The sequence below is a fragment of the Pseudomonas sp. LRP2-20 genome, assembly GCF_024349685.1.
Lineage (GTDB): Bacteria > Pseudomonadota > Gammaproteobacteria > Pseudomonadales > Pseudomonadaceae > Aquipseudomonas.
The window spans coordinates 5,536,832-5,558,510 of sequence record NZ_AP025944.1; the positions used below are offsets into that span (position 1 = coordinate 5,536,832).

General features: G+C 63.6%; 20 protein-coding genes. 3 read left to right on the top strand and 17 right to left on the bottom strand.

What is annotated here, in order from left to right:
- Nucleotides 1-12: 12 nt before the first annotated feature.
- Nucleotides 13-435 (bottom strand): OsmC family protein, encoded by a 423-nt coding sequence (locus OCX61_RS24975; protein WP_004376171.1) that lies wholly within the window; start codon nt 433-435, stop codon nt 13-15.
- 191 nt (nt 436-626) lie between these two features.
- On the opposite strand from OCX61_RS24975, the gene crp reads away from it, so the two are divergent.
- Nucleotides 627-1,271 (top strand): cAMP-activated global transcriptional regulator CRP, encoded by a 645-nt coding sequence (gene crp / locus OCX61_RS24980; protein ID WP_085676439.1) that lies wholly within the window; start codon nt 627-629, stop codon nt 1,269-1,271.
- On the opposite strand, the gene OCX61_RS24985 is transcribed toward crp, so the two are convergent.
- The 4 genes from OCX61_RS24985 to OCX61_RS25000 all read right to left on the bottom strand — a co-directional run bounded on the left by OCX61_RS24985 (nt 1,268) and on the right by OCX61_RS25000 (nt 4,621).
- A complete protein-coding gene (locus OCX61_RS24985; RefSeq protein ID WP_261941788.1) occupies nt 1,268-1,972 on the bottom strand; it encodes a lipoate--protein ligase family protein in 705 nt (234 codons plus the stop codon). The genes crp and OCX61_RS24985 overlap by 4 nt on opposite strands.
- Before the next feature lie 166 nt (nt 1,973-2,138).
- The gene (gene trpC / locus OCX61_RS24990) at nt 2,139-2,972 is read right to left on the bottom strand and encodes an indole-3-glycerol phosphate synthase TrpC (protein WP_261941789.1); all 834 of its coding nucleotides are present in this window, start codon (nt 2,970-2,972) and stop codon (nt 2,139-2,141) included.
- Complete coding sequence (gene trpD / locus OCX61_RS24995) at nt 2,969-4,018, bottom strand: anthranilate phosphoribosyltransferase (RefSeq protein ID WP_261941790.1); 1,050 nt, start codon at nt 4,016-4,018, stop codon at nt 2,969-2,971. Before trpD ends, trpC begins: the two co-directional genes overlap by 4 nt.
- Nucleotides 4,019-4,027: 9 nt before the next feature.
- Nucleotides 4,028-4,621, bottom strand: coding sequence for an aminodeoxychorismate/anthranilate synthase component II (locus OCX61_RS25000; protein WP_054885201.1), 594 nt, complete (start codon nt 4,619-4,621; stop codon nt 4,028-4,030).
- A 375-nt stretch (nt 4,622-4,996) separates the two neighbouring features.
- Between OCX61_RS25000 and estP the strand changes: the two genes are divergently transcribed.
- Complete coding sequence (gene estP / locus OCX61_RS25005; protein ID WP_261941791.1) at nt 4,997-6,877, top strand: esterase EstP; 1,881 nt, start codon at nt 4,997-4,999, stop codon at nt 6,875-6,877.
- Between the two features lie 114 nt (nt 6,878-6,991).
- Here the strand turns inward: estP and trpE are convergent, their stop codons facing one another.
- The 9 genes from trpE to OCX61_RS25050 all read right to left on the bottom strand — a co-directional run bounded on the left by trpE (nt 6,992) and on the right by OCX61_RS25050 (nt 18,091).
- Complete coding sequence (gene trpE / locus OCX61_RS25010) at nt 6,992-8,473, bottom strand: anthranilate synthase component I (protein ID WP_261941792.1); 1,482 nt, start codon at nt 8,471-8,473, stop codon at nt 6,992-6,994.
- A 70-nt stretch (nt 8,474-8,543) separates the two neighbouring features.
- Nucleotides 8,544-9,362, bottom strand: a complete 819-nt coding sequence (locus tag OCX61_RS25015; RefSeq protein ID WP_261941793.1) for a phosphoglycolate phosphatase — start codon at nt 9,360-9,362, stop codon at nt 8,544-8,546.
- Nucleotides 9,359-10,033: a ribulose-phosphate 3-epimerase gene (gene rpe, locus OCX61_RS25020; protein ID WP_027917448.1), complete on the bottom strand. Its 675-nt coding sequence runs from the start codon at nt 10,031-10,033 to the stop codon at nt 9,359-9,361. Before rpe ends, OCX61_RS25015 begins: the two co-directional genes overlap by 4 nt.
- 193 nt (nt 10,034-10,226) lie before the next feature.
- Nucleotides 10,227-11,054 (bottom strand): ABC transporter permease, encoded by an 828-nt coding sequence (locus tag OCX61_RS25025; protein WP_261941794.1) that lies wholly within the window; start codon nt 11,052-11,054, stop codon nt 10,227-10,229.
- Nucleotides 11,055-11,065: 11 nt separating this feature from the next.
- Nucleotides 11,066-12,313, bottom strand: a complete 1,248-nt coding sequence (locus tag OCX61_RS25030; protein WP_103448737.1) for an ABC transporter permease — start codon at nt 12,311-12,313, stop codon at nt 11,066-11,068.
- Nucleotides 12,314-12,522: 209 nt separating this feature from the next.
- Nucleotides 12,523-13,557: an ABC transporter substrate-binding protein gene (locus OCX61_RS25035; protein WP_054885207.1), complete on the bottom strand. Its 1,035-nt coding sequence runs from the start codon at nt 13,555-13,557 to the stop codon at nt 12,523-12,525.
- 40 nt (nt 13,558-13,597) lie between these two features.
- Nucleotides 13,598-14,722, bottom strand: coding sequence for an ABC transporter ATP-binding protein (locus tag OCX61_RS25040; RefSeq protein WP_085676222.1), 1,125 nt, complete (start codon nt 14,720-14,722; stop codon nt 13,598-13,600).
- 341 nt (nt 14,723-15,063) lie between these two features.
- Nucleotides 15,064-15,693 (bottom strand): response regulator, encoded by a 630-nt coding sequence (locus OCX61_RS25045; RefSeq protein ID WP_027917453.1) that lies wholly within the window; start codon nt 15,691-15,693, stop codon nt 15,064-15,066.
- A gap of 10 nt (nt 15,694-15,703) precedes the next feature.
- On the bottom strand, nt 15,704-18,091 hold the full coding sequence (locus tag OCX61_RS25050; protein WP_261941795.1) for a PAS domain-containing sensor histidine kinase: 2,388 nt from the start codon (nt 18,089-18,091) through the stop codon (nt 15,704-15,706).
- 95 nt (nt 18,092-18,186) lie between these two features.
- Between OCX61_RS25050 and OCX61_RS25055 the strand changes: the two genes are divergently transcribed.
- Nucleotides 18,187-19,185, top strand: a complete 999-nt coding sequence (locus tag OCX61_RS25055) for an alpha/beta hydrolase family protein (protein ID WP_261941796.1) — start codon at nt 18,187-18,189, stop codon at nt 19,183-19,185.
- Between the two features lie 32 nt (nt 19,186-19,217).
- On the opposite strand, the gene OCX61_RS25060 is transcribed toward OCX61_RS25055, so the two are convergent.
- Genes OCX61_RS25060 through OCX61_RS25070 form a run of 3 tightly spaced genes read right to left on the bottom strand, consistent with a single transcriptional unit; the run spans nt 19,218 to nt 21,671 of the window.
- Nucleotides 19,218-19,982 (bottom strand): TerB family tellurite resistance protein, encoded by a 765-nt coding sequence (locus OCX61_RS25060; RefSeq protein ID WP_261941797.1) that lies wholly within the window; start codon nt 19,980-19,982, stop codon nt 19,218-19,220.
- A gap of 1 nt (nt 19,983) precedes the next feature.
- Nucleotides 19,984-20,655, bottom strand: coding sequence for an N-acetylmuramate alpha-1-phosphate uridylyltransferase MurU (gene murU / locus OCX61_RS25065; protein ID WP_261941798.1), 672 nt, complete (start codon nt 20,653-20,655; stop codon nt 19,984-19,986).
- Nucleotides 20,652-21,671 (bottom strand): aminoglycoside phosphotransferase family protein, encoded by a 1,020-nt coding sequence (locus OCX61_RS25070; protein WP_261941799.1) that lies wholly within the window; start codon nt 21,669-21,671, stop codon nt 20,652-20,654. Before OCX61_RS25070 ends, murU begins: the two co-directional genes overlap by 4 nt.
- Nucleotides 21,672-21,679 lie beyond the last annotated feature (8 nt).

Consider the following 21,679-nt stretch of genomic DNA (forward strand, 5'->3'; position numbering starts at 1 on the left):
AATGTCCGGTACTCAGCCCAGCTCTACGATCTCGTAACCATGGGTGATTTCAACACCAGCACGCTCGAGCATGATCGACGCCGAGCAGTATTTCTCGGCCGACAATTCCACCGCACGCTTGACCTGGGCCTCTTTCAACCCACGCCCTTTCACCACGAAGTTCATGTGGATCTTGGTGAATACCTTCGGGTCTTCACTGGCGCGCTCGGCTTCCAGGAACGCTTCGCAGCTTTCCACCGCCTGGCGCGACTTCTTAAGGATGCTCACCACGTCGAAACTGCTGCAGCCACCAAGGCCGAGCAGGAGCATTTCCATCGGGCGCACGCCCAGGTTGCGGCCACCGGCCTCGGGGGGGCCGTCCATCACTACTACGTGGCCGCTGCCCGATTCACCGAGGAACATCGCCTCACCGGCCCACTGGATGCGTGCCTTCATCTGTCCGTACTCCTGGATTTCGCAAAAGGGTGTCAGCTTAAGCCTTGTATGCCTGTCGGAAAAGCTCAATGCGAGTCGCTTTAGTGCCAAAACTTCCAGCGCTGTCTGATAAGCTGGCGCCAATTGACTGGCGCGTCGCGTCAGACAAGCTCTAACAAGCGCCTATGCCTCGCATCGAACAGGATTTCGTGATGGTTGCCTCAGCCCTACCTGCCAAGATCAAGAATATCGACAAGCTGTTGGTTCACTGCCAGCGCCGCCGCTACACCGCCAAAAGCAACATCATCTGCGCCGGTGATCGTGCCGAAACGCTGTCGTTCATCATCAAGGGCTCGGTCACCATCCTGATCGAAGACGACGAAGGTCACGAGATGATCATCGCCTACCTCAACAATGGCGACTTCTTCGGCGAACTGGGGCTGTTCGAACCGGCTGGCAGCGAGCAGCAGCGGAGCGCCTGGGTGCGCGCCAAGACCGAGTGCGAAGTGGCAGAGATCAGCTACGACAAGTTCCGCGAACTGGCTCGCCAGGACCCGGAGATTCTCTACGCTCTGGGCAGCCAGATGGCCCAGCGCCTGCGCAACACCACGCGCAAGGTCGGCGACCTGGCCTTCTTCGATGTCACCGGCCGCGTGGCCCGTTGCCTGCTCGACCTGTGCAAGCAACCGGATGCCATGACCCACCCGGACGGCATGCAGATCAAGATCACCCGCCAGGAAATCGGCCGTATCGTCGGTTGCTCGCGGGAAATGGTCGGCCGCGTCCTCAAGGACCTCGAGGAACGCAGCCTGGTGCAGGTCAAGGGCAAGACCATGGTGGTCTACGGCACCCGTTAATCCTTCGGCAGGGCTGCCAGCACGTCGCGATAGGCAAGGGACAGGCGCTCTAACCAGGGCGCCTCAGGCGCCACTTCGTGCAAGGCGATATGGCTGTCGGCACGGCAGCGCTGCTCCAGGTCACAGCATTCATTGAAGCGGTTTACCGCGGCGACCATCGACTCGCGCTCGTTGTCCAGCAGCAGCGCACCGTGCACCAGCACCACCGGGCGCTTGCCGCCCAGCCCCTGGCGCCAGCGCTGGGCCGTACCGACCAGCTTGCGACCATTGAGGTTGACGTTGTAACGGCCATCGCAGAAGGCACCGTCGATCTCGCCCACCGAAGCCACACCGCCCCACTCGCGCAGCACCTCACACAATGGCAGGCACAGGCGCTCATAGGCGCTTTCGATGCGGCCATGATCACCTTCGCTGCGCGGGGCCACGTAGACCAGCGCAATGTTCACCGTCGCGTGCGACTGTGGCACAGGCTCGCCCCCGGTCTCACGCAACAGCACCGGCCAGCCGGCAATCGCCAGTTCCGCGCAGGCGGCTTCGAAGTTTTCCAGGCGGCTCATGCGCCGGGGCATGACCAGTGCGTGGTCGGTTGGCCGCCAGAACAAAACACCGGCATCGCGCTCGCCGCGGCAGACGGCGGCCAACAGCTCCTGCTCGGCATGCAAACCTTGCTCAACAGTGAGCGCCAGGGGTTGATCGGTCATTGATCCACCTTTGATGTTGGGTTTACCGGCCTCTTCGCGGGCAAGCCCGCTCCCACAGGATTTCTATCGCCCTCGGGCGTACACAGTACCTGTGGGAGCGGGCTTGCCCGCGAAAAGGCCAGAACAGGCATACAAAAAAGCCGGCATAAAGCCGGCTTCGTATCGATCAGTCCAGAGACTGAACAGTCTTCTTAACCTGATCAGGGAAGAACAACCGCTGCAATTCCAGCCCCGGCTGCGCGGCGCGCATGAATGCTTCACCGACCAGGAACGAGTAGACCTCGTTGATTTCCATCAACTCGACATCGGCACGGTTGAGAATACCGCTCTCGGTAACTGCCAGGCGGTCACGTGGAATGCGTGGCAGCAGGTCGAGTGTGGTTTCCAGGCTGAGCTCGAAGGTATGCAGGTTACGATTGTTCACTCCAACCAACGGCGTATCGAGGATCTTCAGCGCACGCTCCAGCTCATCGCTGTCATGCACTTCTACCAGCACGTCGAGGCCGAAATCCTTGGCCACCGAACCCAGCTCGGCCAACTTCACGTCATCCAGCGCCGACACGATCAGCAACACGCAGTCAGCGCCCAGGGCACGAGCTTCGACGATCTGGTACGGGTCGACCATGAAATCCTTGCGGATCACCGGCAGCGAAACAGCGGCGCGGGCCTGTTGCAGGTACTCGTCTGCACCCTGAAAGTAATCCACATCGGTCAGCACCGACAGGCAAGTCGCCCCACCCTTCTCATAGCTGACGGCAATATCGGCCGGCACGAAGTTCTCGCGGATCACGCCTTTGCTCGGCGAAGCCTTCTTGATTTCGGCAATCACCGCCGGTTGCTTGCGTTTGGCCTGCTCGATCAGCGCATTGGCAAAGCCGCGCGGGGCATCGGCAGCCTTGGCCAGGCGCTCCAGTTCAGCGAGGCTTACGCGCGCGCTGCGCTCGGCCACTTCCTGGAACTTGCGGGCGATGATCCTTTCCAGCACCGTCGGCACACTCATGCTTCGTTCTCCACTTTGAATACTGCAGTAAAGGCGCCCAGTTCCTGCAGCTTCTCCCAGGCCAACCCGGTGTGCAGTACGTCGTGGGCCAGTTCCACGCCCCCCTTCAAACTCATGGCATGGTCAGCGGCATACAGCGCCGCGCCAGCATTGAGCACGATCATTTCGGCAGCCTTCTGACCGTTTTCGGTCTTGCGCCGGCCCAGGGCATCGCGGATCAGCTCCAGCGAGGCCTGTGGCGTCTCGACGGCCAGGCCATGCAGGCTCTGGCTCTTCATGCCGAGGTCTTCGGGTTCGACCCAATACTCACTGATCTCGCCGTTCTTCAGCTCGGCGACGAAGGTTGGCGCAGCCAGGCTGAACTCGTCCAGGCCATCCTTCGAATGCACCACCAGCACATGCTTGCTGCCCAGGCGCTGCAGCACCTCGGCCAGCGGACGGCACAGCGCCTGGGTGAACACGCCGACCACCTGGTGCTTCACTCCGGCCGGATTCGTAAGCGGGCCGAGCATGTTGAACAGGGTACGCAGCCCCAGATCGCGACGCGGGCCAGCGGCATACTTCATGGCGGTGTGATGGCTTTGCGCGAACATGAAACCTATCCCCAAGCTGTCGATGCAGCGGGCGACCTGGGTCGGGGTCAGGTTCAGGTAGATGCCAGCGGCTTCCAGCAGGTCGGCACTGCCGCTCTTGCCAGATACCGCACGGTTGCCGTGCTTGGCCACGGTGCAGCCGGCGGCGGCGAGGACGAACGCCGACGCGGTGGAAACATTGAAGATGTTGGCACCATCACCGCCGGTACCGACGATGTCGACCACGCCATCGAGGCTTTTCAGCTCGACCTTGTCAGCCAGCTCGCGCATCACCGAGACCGCACCGACGATCTCGTCGATGCTCTCGCTCTTCATGCGCATGCCCATCAGGAAGGCACCGATCTGCGCTTCGCTGCACTGCCCCGTCATGATCTGGCGCATGACATCGCGCATTTCATCGGTGCTGAGGTCCAGGTGGCCGACGATGCGGCTCAACGCGCTCTTGATATCCATGATCGATCCTTAGCGGCGGCCGCCGGTCTGCTTGAGGAAGTTGGCGAACAGCTCGTGGCCCTGCTCGGTGAGGATGGACTCGGGGTGGAACTGTACCCCTTCGATGTTCAGGGTCTTGTGGCGCAGGCCCATGATCTCGTCGACCGAACCGTCTTCATGAGCAGTCCAGGCGGTGACTTCCAGGCAATCCGGCAGGGTTTCGCGCTTGACCACCAGGGAGTGGTAGCGGGTCACCGTGAGCGGGTTGTTGAGCTCGGCGAACACGCCGAGGTCGCGGTGGTGCACCGGGCTGGTCTTGCCGTGCATGACCTGACGGGCACGCACCACATCACCGCCGAAGGCCTGGCCGATGGACTGGTGGCCCAGGCATACGCCGAGGATCGGCAGCTTGCCGGCAAAGTGCAGGATGGCTTCGATGGACACGCCGGCTTCGCTTGGCGTGCACGGCCCGGGGGAAACGACGATGCGCTCAGGGTTGAGGGCTTCGATCTCGGCGATGGTCATTTCGTCATTGCGAATGACCTTGACCTCGGCACCCAGCTCGCCAAGGTACTGAACGACGTTGTAAGTGAATGAGTCGTAATTGTCGATCATCAGTAACATCGGGCTAAACCTCTTGAATCTACTGACTTTAAAAAACGAACCTTCCTACATCAGATACAGACACGGCTTTGCCACGAAGGGCGGTCGCTAAACGAACAGGAAGGCAAACGGGGACGGGCCGGACAGGCCGGCAGGAGATAAAGTCAGGCGCGCCAACGCCAACGGGCGTGGGCCTTGATAACGCGCATCAAGAGTTTGCTGACGATCAACACAGGATAAGTCTCGCTCATACTTGCACGCACAGTAGCCTACCGGGGCGGCGGGCGCAATATGCCCGTAAACACGGGGAAACGAATGGACTTGGAAGCGATGCACAGCGATTTGCTAAGGTCGATCGGGTTGCCATCATAAAAACAAAGAAAAGGATGTTCTCTGATGCGAAAAGCTCCACTGCTGCGTTTCACCCTCGCCACATTAGCCCTGGCCTGCAGCCAGGCCATCGCTGCGCCCTCGCCTTACTCCAGCCTGATCGTGTTTGGCGACAGCCTCAGCGACGCTGGGCAGTTTGGCGGGGTGCGTTTCACCAACCGTGATGCCAATGGCAACTATGCCCCGGTGTCGCCGATGATCCTCGGCGGGCGGCTGGGTGTAGACCCGGCAGAGCTGGGCCCATCCACCTCTGCGCTCAACCCGGCGCTGGGGCTTCCCGACGGCAACAACTGGGCGGTTGGCGGCTATACCACACAACAGATCCTGGACTCGATCCTCAGCACGTCCGAAACGGTCATCCCACCCGGGCGACCGGGCGCTGGGCAAGTGCTGCGTGAAAAGCCAGGCTACCTGGCCAACGGCCTGCGCGCCGACCCAAACGCGCTGTACTACCTGACCGGCGGCGGTAATGACTTCCTGCAAGGCCTGATAAACAGCCCGGCCGACGCCGTGGCCGCCGGTGCCCGCCTGGCCGCCAGTGCCCAGGCCCTGCAGCAAGGTGGCGCCCGCTACATCGTGGTCTGGCTGCTGCCCGACCTCGGGCTGACGCCGAACTTCAGCGGCACACCACAGCAAAACCCGCTGTCACTGCTGTCCGGTGCATTCAATCAGTCGCTGCTCAGCCAGCTGGGGCAGATTGATGCCGAAATCATCCCGCTGAACATCCCGGTGCTGCTGAGCGAGGCTTTGGCCAGCCCCAGTCAGTTCGGCCTGGCCACCGGCCAGAATCTGGTGGGTACCTGCTACAGCGGAGAAGGGTGCGTGGAAAACCCGATCCATGGCATCAACGGCCTTTCGCCAGACCCGACCAAACTGCTGTTCAACGACTCCGTACACCCGACTATCGCCGGCCAGCAACTGATTGCCGATTACGCCTATTCGATCATCTCTGCCCCCTGGGAGCTGACCTTGCTCCCGGAAATGGCCCACGCCAGCCTGCGCGCGCACCAGGACGAACTGCGCAACCAGTGGCAAGCGCCCTGGCAGGCAGTTGGCCAATGGCAAGCCTTCGTCAGCACCGGCGCCCAGGACCTGGACTTCGACAATCAGCGCAGCGTCGCCAGTGCTGACGGTCGCGGCTACAACCTGACCCTCGGTGGCAGTTACCGACTGAACGACGCCTGGCGCCTCGGCCTGGCCGGTGGCGTGTACCGGCAGAAGCTGGAAGCCGGTGAACAGGATTCGGACTACAAGCTCGACAGCTACCTGGCCAGCGCCTTCGCCCAATTCCGTCAGGACCGCTGGTGGGCCGATGCCGCGCTGAGCGCCGGCCATCTTGATTACCACGACCTCAAGCGCACCTTCGCACTTGGCGTCAACGACCGCAGCGAGAAGGGCGACACCGATGGCGAGGCCTGGGCCGTGACTGCCCGGCTGGGCTACAACCTGGCGGCCGAGAAAAGCCGCTGGCAACTGGCCCCCTTCATCAGTGCCGACTACGCGCGGGTGAAGGTCGATGGCTATGACGAGAAGAGCGGGCGTTCGACGGCGCTGAGCTTCGATGATCAGGAACGGACGTCGCGGCGCCTGGGCGTCGGGCTGCTAGGCAGCGTGCAGGTACTGCCGAGCACCAGGCTGTTCGCCGAGGTGGCGCAGGAACATGAGTTCGAGGATGACCAGCAGGACGTGACCCTGCACTTGAAGACATTGCCAGCCAATGACTTCACCTTGACCGGGTATACGCCGCACAGTGATTTGACTCGGGCGAGTCTGGGGGTAAGCCATGAGCTGGTGGCGGGGGTGCATCTGCGCGGGAACTACAACTGGCGCAAGAGTGATGAGCTGACGCAGCAGGGGGTGAGCCTGGGCGTCAGTGTCGACTTCTGAATCGCCGGGGCCACTTTGTGGCCCTTTCGCGGCTGAAGCCGATCCTACAGGAGCCACACATGCCTGTAGCAGCGGCTTTAGCCGCGAAAGGGCTGCGCAGCAGCCCCAATCGGTTTACTTGACGGAAGTCTGCTCGGCCAAGGCCACCGCACGGAACATCGCCCGGCGCTTGTTGATGGTCTCTTCCCATTCCAGCGCCGGCACCGAATCGGCGACAATACCGCCACCGGCCTGCACATGCAGTTCGCCGTTCTTGATCACCGCAGTGCGGATAGCAATTGCGGTATCCATGTTGCCATTCCAGGCAAAGTAGCCGACCGCACCACCATAGACGCCACGCTTGACCGGCTCCAGCTCGTCGATGATCTCCATCGCACGGATCTTCGGCGCGCCCGACAAGGTGCCCGCCGGCAGGATCGCCCGCAGCGCATCCATCGCCGTCAGGCCTTCGCGCAGCTGCCCGGTCACGTTGGACACGATATGCATTACGTTGGAGTAGCGCTCGATCACCATCTTCTCGGTCAGGCGCACACTGCCGGTCGACGACACCCGGCCCACGTCGTTGCGGCCCAGGTCGATCAGCATCAAGTGCTCGGCGATCTCTTTTTCGTCCGACAGCAGGTCGTCTTCCAGCGCCCGGTCGGCTTCCTCGGTAGCCCCACGCGGGCGGGTACCGGCAATCGGCCGTACGGTGACCAGGTTGTCTTCCACCCGCACCAGCACTTCCGGCGAACTGCCGACCACATGGAAGTCGCCGAAGTTGAAGAAGTACATGTACGGCGTCGGGTTGAAGCAGCGCAGCGCGCGATACAGGTCGATCGGAGCAGCCTTGAAGTCGATCGACATGCGCTGCGACGGCACAACCTGCATGCAGTCGCCGGCCAGGATGTATTCCTTGATACGACCCACCGCATTCTCGTAATCGTCACGGGTGTAGCTGGAACGGAACTCCGGTTCGGCCGCCATCGGCCCGCTCAGGTCCAGGCCTCGGCGTGGGGTAATGGGCTGGCGCAGTTTTTCCAGCAGGCCTTGCAGGCGGGCCTGACCTTGCTCGAAAGCCTGCTCATCAGCCGGGTCGACCAACACGATGGCGTGCATCTTGCCCGCCAGGTTGTCGAACACCACCACCGCATCGGAGACCATCAGCAGGATATCCGGCACGCCCAGCGGATCCGGATTCGGGCTTGCACCCAGGCGCTTTTCCACATACCGCACGCAGTCGTAGCCGAAGTAACCGACCAGGCCACCGTTGAAACGTGGCAGGCCTGGGATGTCAGCGACCTTGTAACGGTCCTTGAAACTTTCGACGAAGGCCAGCGGGTCCTCGACGTCGTGGCTTTCCACCTCGACACCATCCTGCAGGATGCTCACGTGGTAGCCATGCACGCGCATCACGGTGCGCGACGGCAGGCCGATCATCGAGTAACGGCCCCACTTCTCGCCGCCCTGCACCGATTCGAGCAGGTAGGAGTTGGGCTGATCAGCCAGTTTCAGGTAGATCGACAGCGGCGTGTCGAAGTCGGCCAGGGTTTCACAGGCCAAAGGGATGCGGTTATAGCCGGTAGCGGCCAGGCGCAGGAATTCTTCGCGGGTCATGGGTAGCCTCGTGGCAAGCAGCAATAGGGTCGGGCAAGCGGACGGGCCGGCAGGCGCCGGCGGGCAGGAGTCAGGCGCGCCAGCGCCAACGGGCCAGGGCCTTGATGACTTTCATCCAGAATTTGCCAGTGACCGCCACGGTGGACTCTCTGTCTTGGGAGGCTTGAAGGTCCGCCAACGTTATCCCAGTGGCCGGGTCTGCGCAACCGGGCAGCAGTGCGCGCAGGTCGTCGACCACCAGGCTGGGGGATTCCTCGGTGATTGGCCGGCCATGGTTGTAGCCGTAGGTGAGGCCTACACATTGCACCCCGGCCGCCTTGGCCGCCAGCACATCGCTGCGCGAATCACCGACGAACAGCGACTGCTGCGGGCTGACACCGGCCATCTGCATGACGAACAGCAGCGCTGCCGGGTCGGGCTTTTTCTGCGGCAAGGTATCGCCGCCGATGATCCAGCGGAAATAGCGGCCGATCTTCATCTGGTCCAGCAACGGCGCGACGAAACGCTCCGGCTTGTTGGTGATCAGCGCCATTTCCACCCCCTGCTTCTGCAGCCAGCGCAGGGTGTCCTTCACACCGGGGTAGAGCACGGTGAGCTCATGGCTTTCGGCATAGGCCTCCATGAACAGCGCCAGGCCTTTTTCGGCCAGCGCATCGTCCACGGCATCATGCTCGATGCCACCTGCCAGTGCGCGGCGCACCAGGACCTGGGCGCCGTTGCCAACCCAGTGGCGCACCGCCTCAAGACCCGCGGGCGGGCGCCCCAGTTCGAGCAGCATGCGGTCGACGGCGGCAGCCAGGTCGGGGACCGAGTCGATCAGGGTACCGTCCAGATCGAACATCACCAGCCTGGGCAGCGTCCCCGGGAACAGCTGCTCGAAGCCACTCATGGGCGGGCCTGGGCCAGTTCGGCGCGCATCTTGGCGATGACTTCCTGGTAGTCCGGGGCGTTGAAGATCGCGGAACCGGCCACGAAGGTGTCGGCGCCAGCGGCAGCGATCTCGCGGATGTTGTTGACGTTGACGCCACCGTCGATTTCCAGGCGGATGTCACGACCGCTGGCGTCGATCAGCGCGCGGGCTTCGCGCAGCTTGTCGAGGGTGCCGGGGATGAACTTCTGCCCGCCGAAGCCTGGGTTGACGCTCATCAGCAGGACCATGTCGACCTTGTCCATCACATACTTCAGTGCATCCAGGCTGGTGGCCGGGTTGAACACCAGGCCGGCCTTGCAACCGCCGTCCTTGATCAACTGCAGCGAACGGTCGATGTGCTGCGAGGCTTCCGGGTGGAAGGTGATGTAGGTGGCGCCGGCCTCGATGAAGTCGCCGATGATGCGGTCAACCGGGCTGACCATCAGGTGCACATCGATCGGCGCGGTCACGCCGTACTTGCGCAGCGCGGTGCAGACCATCGGGCCGATGGTCAGGTTGGGTACGTAGTGGTTGTCCATGACATCGAAATGGACGATGTCGGCACCCGCGGCCAGAACCTTGTCGACGTCCTCGCCCAGACGGGCGAAATCGGCAGAGAGAATGGAGGGGGCAATAGCGTAGGGCTGCATGGCGCACCTGTTGGCAGAATCACGGTGGCGCGCATTGTAACTCAGGGAAGCGGATGAGCGCTGATTAGCATCAACCTGTACCGGCCTCTTCGCGGCTAAAGCCGCTCCCACAGGTTCTGTGCACATCTGACGACCTGCGCAATCCCTGTGGGAGCGGCTTTAGCCGCGAAGAGGCCGGTACAGGCAGCCATCATCAGGCGGGTTGTTGCGTCCTGAGCTTCTCGCTACGCCCGCGCAACCACTCCAGGGTCAGCAACAGCACCACCGAGAAAGCGATCAGCAAGGTCGCCGCCGCCGCGATGGTCGGGCTGAGGTTCTCGCGAATGCCGCTGAACATCTGCCGTGGCAGGGTCGCCTGCTCCGGCCCGGCAAGGAACAACGTGACCACCACTTCATCGAACGACGTGGCAAAGGCGAACAGCGCACCCGAGATCACCCCAGGGGCAATCAGCGGCAAGGTCACCCGACGGAAGGTCAGCAACGGCGACGCGCCCAGGCTGGCCGCAGCACGTACCAGGTTGTAGTTGAAGCCCTGCAAGGTCGCCGACACGGTGATGATGACGAACGGCACACCCAGCACCGCGTGCACCAGGATCAGCGAGATGAAGCTGTTGCCCATGCCCAAGGGGGCAAAGAACAGGTAGCTGGCCACGCCGATGATCACCACCGGCACCACCATCGGCGAAATCACCAGCGCCATCACCAGCGACTTGCCGGGGAAATCGCCACGGGTCAGGCCGATCGATGCCAAGGTGCCGAAGACCATCGCCAACACGGTGGCCGCCGGCGCGACGATGATGCTGTTCTTCAGCGCCCGCATCCACTCGGCCGAGGCGAAGAAGTCGTGGTACCACTGCAGCGAGAAGCCCTGCAGCGGGTACACCAGGAAGCTGCCACTGTTGAAGGACAGCGGCACGATCACCAGCACCGGCAGCACCAGGAACAGCAGGATCAGGCCGCAAAGGGTGCGCAGGGTGTAGAACCACACCCGTTCGACGGGCGACATGTAGGGGCTCAGCATCTCAAGGCTCCTCAGCTCAGGCGCAGGCGGCTGGCGCCGACCAGCCAGCTATAGATCAGGTACAACAACACGGTCGCCAGCAGCAGCAACCCACCCAGGGCGGTGGCCATGCCCCAGTTGATGCTGGTGTTGGTGTAGAAGGCGACGAAGTAGCTGACCATCTGGTCGTTCGGGCTGCCGAGCAGCGCCGGGGTGATGTAGTAACCGATGGCCAGGATGAACACCAGCAAGCAACCGGCACCTACCCCGGCGTAGGTCTGCGGGAAGTACACCCGCCAGAAGCTGGCGAACGGGTGGCAGCCCAGCGAAATCGCCGCGCGCATGTAACTCGGCGAAATCCCCTTCATCACGCTGTACAGCGGCAGGATCATGAACGGCAGCAGAATGTGCACCATCGAGATGTACACGCCGGTGCGGTTGAACACCAGTTCCAGCGGCTGGTCGATGATGCCCATCGCCATCAGCGCGCTGTTGATCAAACCGCCGGACTGCAGCAGCACGATCCACGCGGCCACCCGCACCAGGATCGAAGTCCAGAATGGCAGCAGCACCAGAATCATCAGCAAGTTGCTCTGTCGGGTTGGCAGGTTGGCCAGCAGGTAGGCCAGCGGATAGGCCAGCACCAGGCAGATGGCGGTGATCACCACACCCATCCACAGGGTGCGGGCAAAGATATCCAGGTAAATGGCCTGGTCGGGCGTGGCCTTGGCCAGCTCGCCGAGGTCATCGATACGGTGGTCGAGCGAAGCCAGCAGGTAGAACGAGGTCACCGAACTGGTATTGCGGCGGATCGCCTGCCAGTAGGCCGGGTCGCCCCAACGTTCGTCGAGCGCCTGCAAGGCATCTTTATAAGAAGCAGGCTCGGCCTTGAATGGCAGCGCCCGTGCAGTCTTGGCCAGCAGGCTGCGGTAGCCGGCCAGCTCCATGTTCAGGCGTTTGGAAAGGTCGCCCAGGGTCTGGTTCTTGCGTGATTCGGCCAGGTCCTGGCTCAGCGCCTTGTAGACGTCTTCACCGGGCAGGCTCTTGCCGTCCCACTGGCTGATCACTTCAACCGTGCGTGGCAGGCCGCCCACCACTTCCGGGTTGCCGACGCTCTTGTACAGCAGCGCCGCGATCGGCACCAGGAACACCAGCAGGAGAAACAGCGCCAGCGGCGCGATCAACGCCTGCGCTTTCCAGCGGTTGACCCGCTCGGCATGCTTGAGGCGCTGCTTGAGGCTTGGACCTGCGCCTTCGTTGAGGGGCACTGCAATGGCCATGGCGAACTCCGCGATACAGGCTGAAATTGGGGCTGCTGCGCAGCCCATCGCCGGCAAGCCCGGCTCCCACAGGTACTGCACTGGCTTGGAAGCTGCTGATCCCTGTGGAATCTCTCCTCAGTTGCCACACCGACCTCGGAAATGGCGTGGCCCCTGCAGGAGCTGGCTTGCCAGCGATGGGCCGCACAGCGGCCCCGCTTCCCGGTTTCTTACTTCTTCGCCGCCCAGGCGTTGAAGCGTTGCTCCAGCTGCTCGCTGTTGTCGGCCCAGAAGGCCACGTCGATCTGCACCTGGTTGGCAATGTTCTCAGGCGTGGTCGGCATGTCTTTCTTCACCGCATCGGCCAGCAGCGGTACGGCCTTGGAGTTGGCCGGCCCGTAGGCGATGTTCTCGGAGTAGGTCTTCTGCTGCTCCGGCTGCACGGTGTAGGCGATGAACTTCTTGGCCTCTTCCACATCCTTGGCGCCTTTCGGGATCGCCCAGGCGTCGAAATCGTAGATGCCGCCGTTCCACACCACCTTGAGGTTGCTCTCTTTCTGCACGGCGGCGATACGGCCGTTGTAGGCCGAGCTCATGACCACGTCACCCGAGGCCAGGTACTGTGGCGGCTGGGCGCCCGCTTCCCACCACTGGATGCTCGGCTTGAGTTCGTCGAGCTTCTTGAACGCGCGATCCACGCCTTCCTTGGTGCCCAGCACCTGATACACGTCCTTCGGCGCCACGCCGTCGGCCATCAGGGCGAACTCGAGGGTGTACTTGGCACCCTTGCGCAGGCCACGCTTGCCCGGGAATTTCTTGGTGTCCCAGAAGTCGGCCCAGCTGGTCGGGGCGGTCTTGAGCTTGTCGGCGTTGTAGGCCAGCACCGTCGACCAGACGAAGAAGCCCACGCCGCACGGCTGGATGGCGCCCTTCACATAGTCGGACTCGTTGCCGAACAGTGCCGGGTCGAGTTCTTCGAACATGCCTTCGTCGCAACCACGGGCCAACTCTGGCGACTCAACCTCCACCAGGTTCCACGACACGCTGTTGGTGTCGACCATGGCTTTGACCTTGGCCATTTCACCGTTGTACTCGCCTGCGACGATCTTGCCCTTGCCGGCCTTCTCCCATGGCTCGTAGAACGCCTTGACCTGGGCCGCCTTGTTGGCACCGCCGAAGGAAACCACGGTCAGGTCCGCCGCCATGCTCTGGCCGGCGGCGCACAGGCCGAGGGCCAGGGCGGTCAGTTTCAACTGCTTGCGCATTATTATTCTCTCCACAGTACAGGGTTGGTGAAGCAATCCATCAGTGGGCTTCGGCAATCGGATCGAGCGCGCGGGCGTGCTCCACCTCCCAGCCCAGCGGTACCACATCGCCCACGGCCAGCGCCGGGTCGAGCTCGGCGATCGGCTGCTTCACGAAGAAGTCGGCCTTGCCGCAGACTTCCAGGCGCACCCGTACGTGGTCGCCCAGGTAGATGAACTCGGCCACTCGGCCGGAGAAGCGGTTGACGCAGCTTTCGCTGTGGCCGTTGAGGCGCACACGCTCGGGGCGTACCGACAGGGTCACCGGCTCGCCGGCCTGGCCGACATTCACCGCCAGCGCCTCGACCCGTTCGCCGCGGGCCAACTGCACCTGGCAACGCTTGCCATCGCTGGCCAGCAGGGTGCCGTTGATGCGGTTGTTCTCGCCGATGAAGTTGGCGACGAAGGTGTTGCAGGGCTCTTCATAGAGGGTGCGCGGGTCGGCGATCTGCTGGATCTCGCCCTGGTGGAACACTGCCACGCGGTCGGACATGGTCAGCGCCTCGCCCTGGTCGTGGGTCACGTAGACCACGGTCACGCCCAGGCGCTGGTGAATGTGCTTGATCTCCATCTGCATGTGTTCACGCAGTTGCTTGTCGAGGGCACCCAGCGGTTCGTCCATCAGCACCAGCTGAGGTTCGAACACCAGCGCCCGGGCCAGCGCCACGCGCTGCTGCTGGCCACCGGACAGCTGCCCGGGGTAGCGCTTGGCGAAGGCATCGAGCTGGACCATGTTCAGCACACGCTTGACCCGCTCGCTGATGTCGGTCTTGCTCAGGCCGCGCACCGTCAGCGGGAAGGCCAGGTTCTCGGCCACGGTCATGTGCGGGAACAAGGCGTAGTTCTGGAACACCATGCCGATGTCACGCTTGTGCGGCGGCACGTTGTTGATCGAACGCCCGGCAAGCTGGATCTCACCGGCGGTGGGGGTTTCGAAACCGGCCAGCATCATCAGGCTGGTGGTCTTGCCCGAACCCGAGGGGCCGAGCAGGGTAAGGAATTCACCCTTGCGAATGTCCAGGTTGAGGTTTTTGACGATCAGCGATTCGCCGTCGTAGCTCTTCTGCACACCACGGAAGCTGACCAGCGTCTCGCCGGTGGCAGCGTTCGAATTCGCCTCGCTCATGCCTGCACCTTCTTGTTGGAATGACTGCGTAGGCAAAAGAGTAGAAGAGCCGCAGGCGCCCGAAAATCGGCGGTGCTGAGAGAATGCGATCATCCGGCTGGAAGTTTTGCTGTAGGGATTGCCCTACAAGAACGGCGCTTTCAGCACAGAGACAACTCCCTGTGGGAGCGCACTGGCCCGCGAAGCCGACACCGTGGTGAATGGCACGGGCTTCGCCCGTGTTCGCGGGCAAGCCCGCTCCCACAGGGATCTGAGCGCCAGATTCTAGACATTGAGCAAGACAGTTGCTCCCACAGGGTTCGCCACTGTGTCGGATATGGCAGCTGTCGCAATCAGAACACTCAGACCAGTTTGTGCTCCATGGCGTACTTCACCAGCTCCGCCAGCGAATTGACCTTGAGCTTCTGCATCAGCCTGGCCTTGTGGGTGCTGATGGTCTTGCTCGACAGCGCCAGCTGTTGGGCGATGTCGTTGACGTTGGCACCCTGGGCCAGGCGCTCGAACACCGAAAATTCGCGCTCGGAGAGCAGCGTGTGCAGCGGCCGGGTTTCGGTCAGCCCCACCTCGAAGACCATGCGGTCAGCCAGCGCCGGGTCGATGTAACGCCCGCCGCTCGCCACCCGGCGAATGGCCGTCAGCAGCAGGGCCGGGTCGCTGTCCTTGGTCGCATAGCCAGCGGCGCCGGCCTTCAGCGCACGGGCGGCCATCTGCGCCTCATCATGCATCGACAGCATCAGGATTGCCGGGGCATCGTGCAGCGCACGGATACGCGGGATCGCCTCCAGGCCGCTCACCCCCGGCATGGAAATGTCCAGCAACACCACCTCGCAGGGCGTGTGGCGCAAGGTCTCGAGCAACTGCTCGCCATTCCCGGCCTCCCCTGCCACCTGCATGTCCTTGGCCAGGCCGATCAACTGTTTGATGCCTTCCCGGACAATGGTGTGGTCTTCGGCCACCAGCACTCGAATCACGCTCGCTCTCCTACTCCAAGGGAATGGCCACGCTCAGGCTGGTGCCCTCGCCTGGTTCACTGTCCAATGCCATGCTGCCACCAAGCATCAGCACCCGTTCACGCACGCCGACCAGGCCGAACGATGTGGGCCTGGGCTGGTCCCGGCAGAACCCGGTGCCATCGTCGCTGACGGTCATGCGCAGTTGCCCGTCTTCACGCACCAGCTCGATCTCCACACTGTGCGCCTGGGCGTGTCGCATCACGTTGGTCAGCGCCTCCTGCAGGATACGGAACAAACCGGTGGCCTTGGCATCGCTCAATGCGGGCAGATTATCCGGTACCTGCACCAGGCAGGGTATCTGCGTGCGCGCTTCGAAGCGCCGCGCCTGCCATTCGATGGCCGAGGCGATGCCCGCATCGAGAATCGGCGGGCGCAACGCGGTGGCGACGTCGCGCACCAGCTGGAACAGCTGGGCGATCAGGCGCTTCATGCTGCCCAGGCGCTCATGCAACCCAGGGTCGAGTTCGCCGAAGGCCAGCTCGCACATCGACACTTCCAGCTTGAGCACGGTCAGCATCTGGCCCAGCTCATCATGCACTTCACGGGCGATGCGGGCCTTTTCTTCCTCGCGCACGCTTTCCAGATGCGCCGACAGCTCGCGCAACTGCTCCTGTGACTGGGCCAGCGCCAGTTCGGCACGCTTGCCTTGGGTGATGTCCCAGACAACACCGTCCCAGGCCACCCGGCCATTGGACAAACGGCGGGCACTGGCCTTGATGTCGGCCCAGCGTTGCTCACCCTGGCGGGTGAGGATGCGCCCTTGCCACGACCAGTCCTTATCGCTGGCGATGGCCAGATCCTGTACCTGGTGATAGTCGGCCCGATCGTCTGGATGAACGAGATTGCGCAGCCCCATCAGCGGGTGCTGGATCTGCGCAGGTGTGTAGCCGACCAGTGCCTCGCTGCCCTCGCTGATGTAAGGAAACTCCGGTTCACCTTCGGCAGGCGCGGGCTCGAGGCGGAACACCAGGCCTGGAACGTTGCCCGCAATGCCCTTGAGCCGCGCCTCGCTTTCGCGCAATGCCGCCAGGGCGCGATGGCGCTCGGTGACATCGGCGAGGTACACCACCAGGTATTCAGCATCGCGAAAACGCAGGAAACTGAGCGACAGTTCTACCGGCAGCAAGCTGCCATCGGCCCGCCGGCACTGGGTTTCGAACTGCCGGGCACCGCCATCGCCGGCACGGGCCCCCTTCCACAGTTCGAGCCAGCGATCCATGGTCAGGTTGGGCTCGAAATCGCTCAGCGGGCGTTCCAGCAGTTCGGCCTCGGCATAGCCGAGCATGTCCTCCACTGCATGGTTGGCGTAGCGCACATGGCTGTCCCAGTTGACCCAGAGAATGCCCACCGTGCTCTGATCGATGGCAAACTGGCTCAGGCGCAGTGCCTCCTCCCGCCCTTGCCGCTCGGTCAGGCTTTCCCGCGTGGCCAGCAGGCTGCGCTCCAGCTGGCGTTGCTGGCGACGCTGCCACACCAGCGTGGCCAGGGCGCACAGCAGCAACAGGCCGAACAGCAGGGCCAGGTTCTGCCAGAAGCCAGGCGACTCGCTCAAGCGCGGGTATTTGGGTTGCAACCAACGCTGGTGAAGTTGCTCCAGCTCCTTGGCCGGCATTGCCTGCAACCCGCGCTCGAGCACATCGGCAAGCACCGGCCAGTCGCGTCGCGAGCCCACCCGGAGCAATTGCGGCAAGCCGATATCACCCACCACCACCAGCTCGGCGAACTCGCTTTCCCGTGATAGCCGACTCAGCTGTGCCTCATCGAGCACGGCATAACTGGCCTGGCCACCGACCACCAGTTGCAAAGCCTCGCGTTCGCTGGGCACGCCCTGCAGGTTGAGGCCGCTGTAATTGCCGCGCAGGTAGTCGGCCAGGACGCTGGGCATGCGCACCGCGACGCGGGTTTGTGCATCGAGCTTTTCCAGCTCCACGGCCATCGCCCCGGTGCGTTGCCCTACCACCAGCTGCGGTACCCGCATGTAAGGGTCGCTGAACAGCCACAGGCGCAGGCTGGCCGGCGTTTGCGTCAGACCGGGGGCAAAATCGATCTCACCCGCCTGCAGGGCATGTTCAAGGCTGGCCTGGTCGGCGAAATTGCGCCAGGTCAGGTCAAGGCCCAATGCCTGCCCCAAGCTGTTCACCAACTCGACGTTGGCGCCGTAAAGCTGCTGCAGACGGCGGTCGAACTGCGCGTAGGGCGCTTGCAGCACCAGGCCGACCCGCAGGCTGCGATGGCTATCGAGCCATTGCTGCTGGGCAGGCTCCAGCACCACCGTCGGCGGCACGTCCGGCCGTGCCAAGGCGATCAAGGGCAGGCATAAACCGCCGATAACCAACAGGCGACGCAATCGCTTCATCTACACGCTCGTCTTGGCAAGGGCGGCCATGCAGCATGGCCGCCGCGGGCAAATACTATTAGGCTGCCGGTATCATTCTGGCCTTGGGTTGATTCATGTCCACACTTTATCGCACGACGCTGGCAATGTGCTGCCTGGCCTCGCTCCTACCACTCGGCGCCCTGGCCGCTGATGCCACAAAGCCGGAGGCTGCAGCCGAGGCCCCCGCCGCCCCGGCGCCACGCCCGCCCCTGCTGGAACGCAGCCAGGAGGATGCACAAGCCCTGGAGCGCCTGGTGCCGAAGGCCGAACAGCAGACCCTGCAGGCTGGAGCGGACAGCTTCCTGGCCCTGTGGAAGCCGGCCAACGACAGCGATCCGCAGGGTGCCGTGATCATCGTCCCTGGCGCTGGCGAAAATGCCGACTGGCCCAACGTGGTCGGCCCGCTGCGGCGCAAGTTCCCGGACATCGGCTGGCACAGCCTGAGCGTGAGCCTGCCCGACCTGCTCGCCGACGCCCCGCAGGCACGGGTCGAGGCCAAACCAGCGGCAGAGCCTGAGAAAAAAGCGGGCGAAAGCGCCCCGGCCAAGGACACACCCGCCGACGCCAACGCCAACGTCGCCCAGGCCACCGCCGCCGACGCCGATACCGCAGAAAGCACCGACGCCGAGCAAGCTGGCGAGCAGAACGACGCGGCCGACGCCGAACGCATCTTCGCCCGCCTGGACGCCGCCGTGGCCTACGCTCAGCAGCACAACTCGCGCAGCATCGTACTGATCGGCCACGGCAGCGGCGCCTATTGGGCCGCACGCTACCTGAGCGAGCAGCAACCGCCGCAGGTGCAGAAGCTGGTGATGGTTGCTGCGCAGACACCGGCGCGGGTCGAGCATGGCCTGGAAAGCCTGACGCCCACCCTCAAGGTGCCGACGGCCGATCTCTATTTCGCCACCCGCACTGGCGAGCGCAATGCTGCAGCGCAGCGCTTGCAGGCCAGCAAGCGGCAGAAGGACAGCCAGTATAAACAGCTGTCGCTGATCGCCATGCCAGCCAACAAGGACGGTGAGCAGGAGCAGCTGTTCCGCAGGGTTCGGGGCTGGATGAGCCCGCAACAATAGCCGGGAATGCCAGGGGCGCAGAGCGCCCCCTTCTAGAACCCGCGCCGCTTGCGAACGATGGCGTAGGCTTGGTGCAGTTCGCGGGTCCGCTCGGTCGCTTCGCGCACTTGTGCCTCGCTCGCTCCGCTGCCCGCCAGCTTGTCCGGATGATGCCTGCTGACCAGGCGCCGGTAAGCCTGCTTGACCTGGTCGCCTTCGGTATCGTCCTCGATGCCCAGCAGGCGCAGCGCTGCCGCATAGTTCATCACGCCACCAGACACCGGCGCCTTGCGCGGTTCGTACTCAAGCGACATTGCCTGCACCTGACGCCGGCTCAGGCCCAGCTTCTGCCCCCAATCCAGTAGCAGTTCGCGCTCGCGCCGCCCGGCCTTGCCGTCGGCCCAGGCCATGCGCCAGCAAGCGCGCAAGGTGCCTTCGGCAGCATGCGGTTGCAGCCGGATGCGGCGCAGGTGGCCAGTCAGCCTGTCTTTGCCTGCCTTGCCCCGGTTGAACGCGGCTATCGCCCGCAAACGCGCGGCCTCAGCCATGTCCAGGCGGACCATTTCCTGCCGTGCCTGCTGAATGTGCTGTTCGGCCACACGGCCATCGCTCTTGGCCAGGCGCCCGAGCAGCACGAACAGCAACTCATCGTCTTGCAAGGCCGGGCGACCGCCCAGGCGCTCGCGCATGTCTTCCCAGCCCTGCAAGCGGATGCGCCGGTCCATCGCCTGGCCCAGCAAGGCACCGAGCAACGCACCGGGAATACTGGCGACCGCAAAGCCTGCGCCCAGTCCGATTAGCGTGCCTGGCCACCACATGTCAGGCGCGCTCGCCGATCAAGCGCTCGGCTTCAGCCAGGCGCTCGAGGGTGCCGACATCCACCCAGTGGCCACGGTAGTGCTCGCCACTCACCTGGCCTGCGGCCATCGCCTGGCGCAGTAACGGCGCCAGTTTGAAGGCGCCCGCCTGGCAGCCTTCGAACAACGCCGGGTGCAATACCGAGAGGCCGCTGAAGGTCAGCGTGCCGGGGGCGTCGTCACCATCGACCACCTGTTCGCCCTTCAGGCGGAAGTCACCACGCCCGTGATGGCCCGGGTTGTCGACCAGCACCAGATGCGCCAGGCCGTGCAACGGCGTGCGCAGGCGAGCCAGGTCATAGTCGGTCCAGACATCGCCGTTGATCAGGGCGAACGGCTCATTTCCCAGCAATGGCAAGGCCTTGAAGATTCCGCCGCCGGTTTCCAGCGGCTCACCTTCGGCCGAGTAACGGATGCGCAGGCCGAACCGGCTGCCATCGCCAAGATGGTCTTCAATCTGCTGGCCAAGCCAGGCGTGGTTGATCACCACCTCGGTAAACCCGGCCGCCGCCAGTGCGCGCAGGTGATACTCGATCAGTGGCTGACCCGCGACTGGCACCAGCGGTTTGGGGGTATGCAGGGTCAGCGGGCGCATGCGCTCGCCTTTGCCTGCCGCAAGAATCATTGCCTTCATGCACGCGCTCCGGCTTGCAAATCGGCGATCAGCTGGCCCAGTTCGGCAAGCTCCGGGCGACGGCTGACCACTTCATCTATATAGGCGAAGAATCGCGGGACGTCGGCCAGATAACGCGGTTTTCCGTCACGATGGCAGATTCGCGCGAAGATACCGATCACCTTGAGGTGGCGCTGCACGCCCATCAGGTCACTGGCACGCTGGAAATCTTCGAACGCCGGCTGCACTGGAATACCGGCGACTTGCGCCTGCTCCCAGTAGCTGCGCAGCCAGCCCTCGACCCGCGCCTGCGGCCAACTGAGGAAAGCGTCCTTGAACAGGCAGGTGATGTCGTAGGTGACCGGGCCGTAGACCGCGTCCTGGAAGTCCAGCACGCCTGGGTTGGGGCTGCTCTGCATCAGGTTGCGCGGCATGTAGTCACGGTGCACCAGCACCTTGGGCTGAGCCAGGGCGCTGTCGATCAGCAGCTGGCTGATACGTTGCCAGCTGGCCTTCTGCGCGTCGCTGAAGGCCAGGCCCAGCTCACGGCCTACGTACCATTGCGGGAACAGTTCGACTTCGCGGCGCAGCAAGGCGTCATCGTAGCTGGGCAATGGCACGTCCATCGGCAGGCGCTGTAAGGCCAGCAGCGCATCGATGGCGTCGGCGAACAATGCGTCGGCGTTTTCGGCATTGATGATGTCCAGGTAAGTCTGGCGACCCAGGTCACCCAGCAGCAGGAAGCCGCGCTCCAGGTCCTGACCATGAATCTGCGGCACATGCACGCCGGCGCCGGCCAGCAGGTGGTCGATGGCGACGAATGGTCGGCAGTTTTCCTGAGGCGGCGGCGCGTCCATGATCACGAAGCTGTGGCCTGCACCCTGCCAGCGGAAGTAACGGCGGAAGCTGGCATCGCTGCTGGCGGCGGTCAGGCTGCCCTCGGGCACCTCGCCCCAGGCGTTCTTGCGGAAAAGTTGATCGAGCTGCTCATGGAGCCAGACAGTCAGTTGTTGCAGGCGTACATCGTGTTCAGGCATTACAAGGG

Coding starts and splice junctions, on each gene's coding strand:
- OCX61_RS24985 (WP_261941788.1), bottom strand. CDS start 1,972: ATGACCGATCAACCCCTGGCGCTCACTGTTGAGCAAGGTTTGCATGCC.
- estP (WP_261941791.1), top strand. CDS start 4,997: ATGCGAAAAGCTCCACTGCTGCGTTTCACCCTCGCCACATTAGCCCTG.
- crp (WP_085676439.1), top strand. CDS start 627: ATGGTTGCCTCAGCCCTACCTGCCAAGATCAAGAATATCGACAAGCTG.
- murU (WP_261941798.1), bottom strand. CDS start 20,655: ATGAAGGCAATGATTCTTGCGGCAGGCAAAGGCGAGCGCATGCGCCCG.
- OCX61_RS25060 (WP_261941797.1), bottom strand. CDS start 19,982: ATGTGGTGGCCAGGCACGCTAATCGGACTGGGCGCAGGCTTTGCGGTC.
- trpD (WP_261941790.1), bottom strand. CDS start 4,018: ATGGATATCAAGAGCGCGTTGAGCCGCATCGTCGGCCACCTGGACCTC.
- OCX61_RS25040 (WP_085676222.1), bottom strand. CDS start 14,722: ATGAGCGAGGCGAATTCGAACGCTGCCACCGGCGAGACGCTGGTCAGC.
- OCX61_RS25025 (WP_261941794.1), bottom strand. CDS start 11,054: ATGCTGAGCCCCTACATGTCGCCCGTCGAACGGGTGTGGTTCTACACC.
- OCX61_RS25030 (WP_103448737.1), bottom strand. CDS start 12,313: ATGGCCATTGCAGTGCCCCTCAACGAAGGCGCAGGTCCAAGCCTCAAG.
- OCX61_RS25035 (WP_054885207.1), bottom strand. CDS start 13,557: ATGCGCAAGCAGTTGAAACTGACCGCCCTGGCCCTCGGCCTGTGCGCC.
- OCX61_RS25070 (WP_261941799.1), bottom strand. CDS start 21,671: ATGCCTGAACACGATGTACGCCTGCAACAACTGACTGTCTGGCTCCAT.
- trpC (WP_261941789.1), bottom strand. CDS start 2,972: ATGAGTGTGCCGACGGTGCTGGAAAGGATCATCGCCCGCAAGTTCCAG.
- trpE (WP_261941792.1), bottom strand. CDS start 8,473: ATGACCCGCGAAGAATTCCTGCGCCTGGCCGCTACCGGCTATAACCGC.
- OCX61_RS25015 (WP_261941793.1), bottom strand. CDS start 9,362: ATGAGTGGCTTCGAGCAGCTGTTCCCGGGGACGCTGCCCAGGCTGGTG.
- OCX61_RS25000 (WP_054885201.1), bottom strand. CDS start 4,621: ATGTTACTGATGATCGACAATTACGACTCATTCACTTACAACGTCGTT.
- OCX61_RS25050 (WP_261941795.1), bottom strand. CDS start 18,091: ATGAAGCGATTGCGTCGCCTGTTGGTTATCGGCGGTTTATGCCTGCCC.
- OCX61_RS25055 (WP_261941796.1), top strand. CDS start 18,187: ATGTCCACACTTTATCGCACGACGCTGGCAATGTGCTGCCTGGCCTCG.
- OCX61_RS24975 (WP_004376171.1), bottom strand. CDS start 435: ATGAAGGCACGCATCCAGTGGGCCGGTGAGGCGATGTTCCTCGGTGAA.
- rpe (WP_027917448.1), bottom strand. CDS start 10,033: ATGCAGCCCTACGCTATTGCCCCCTCCATTCTCTCTGCCGATTTCGCC.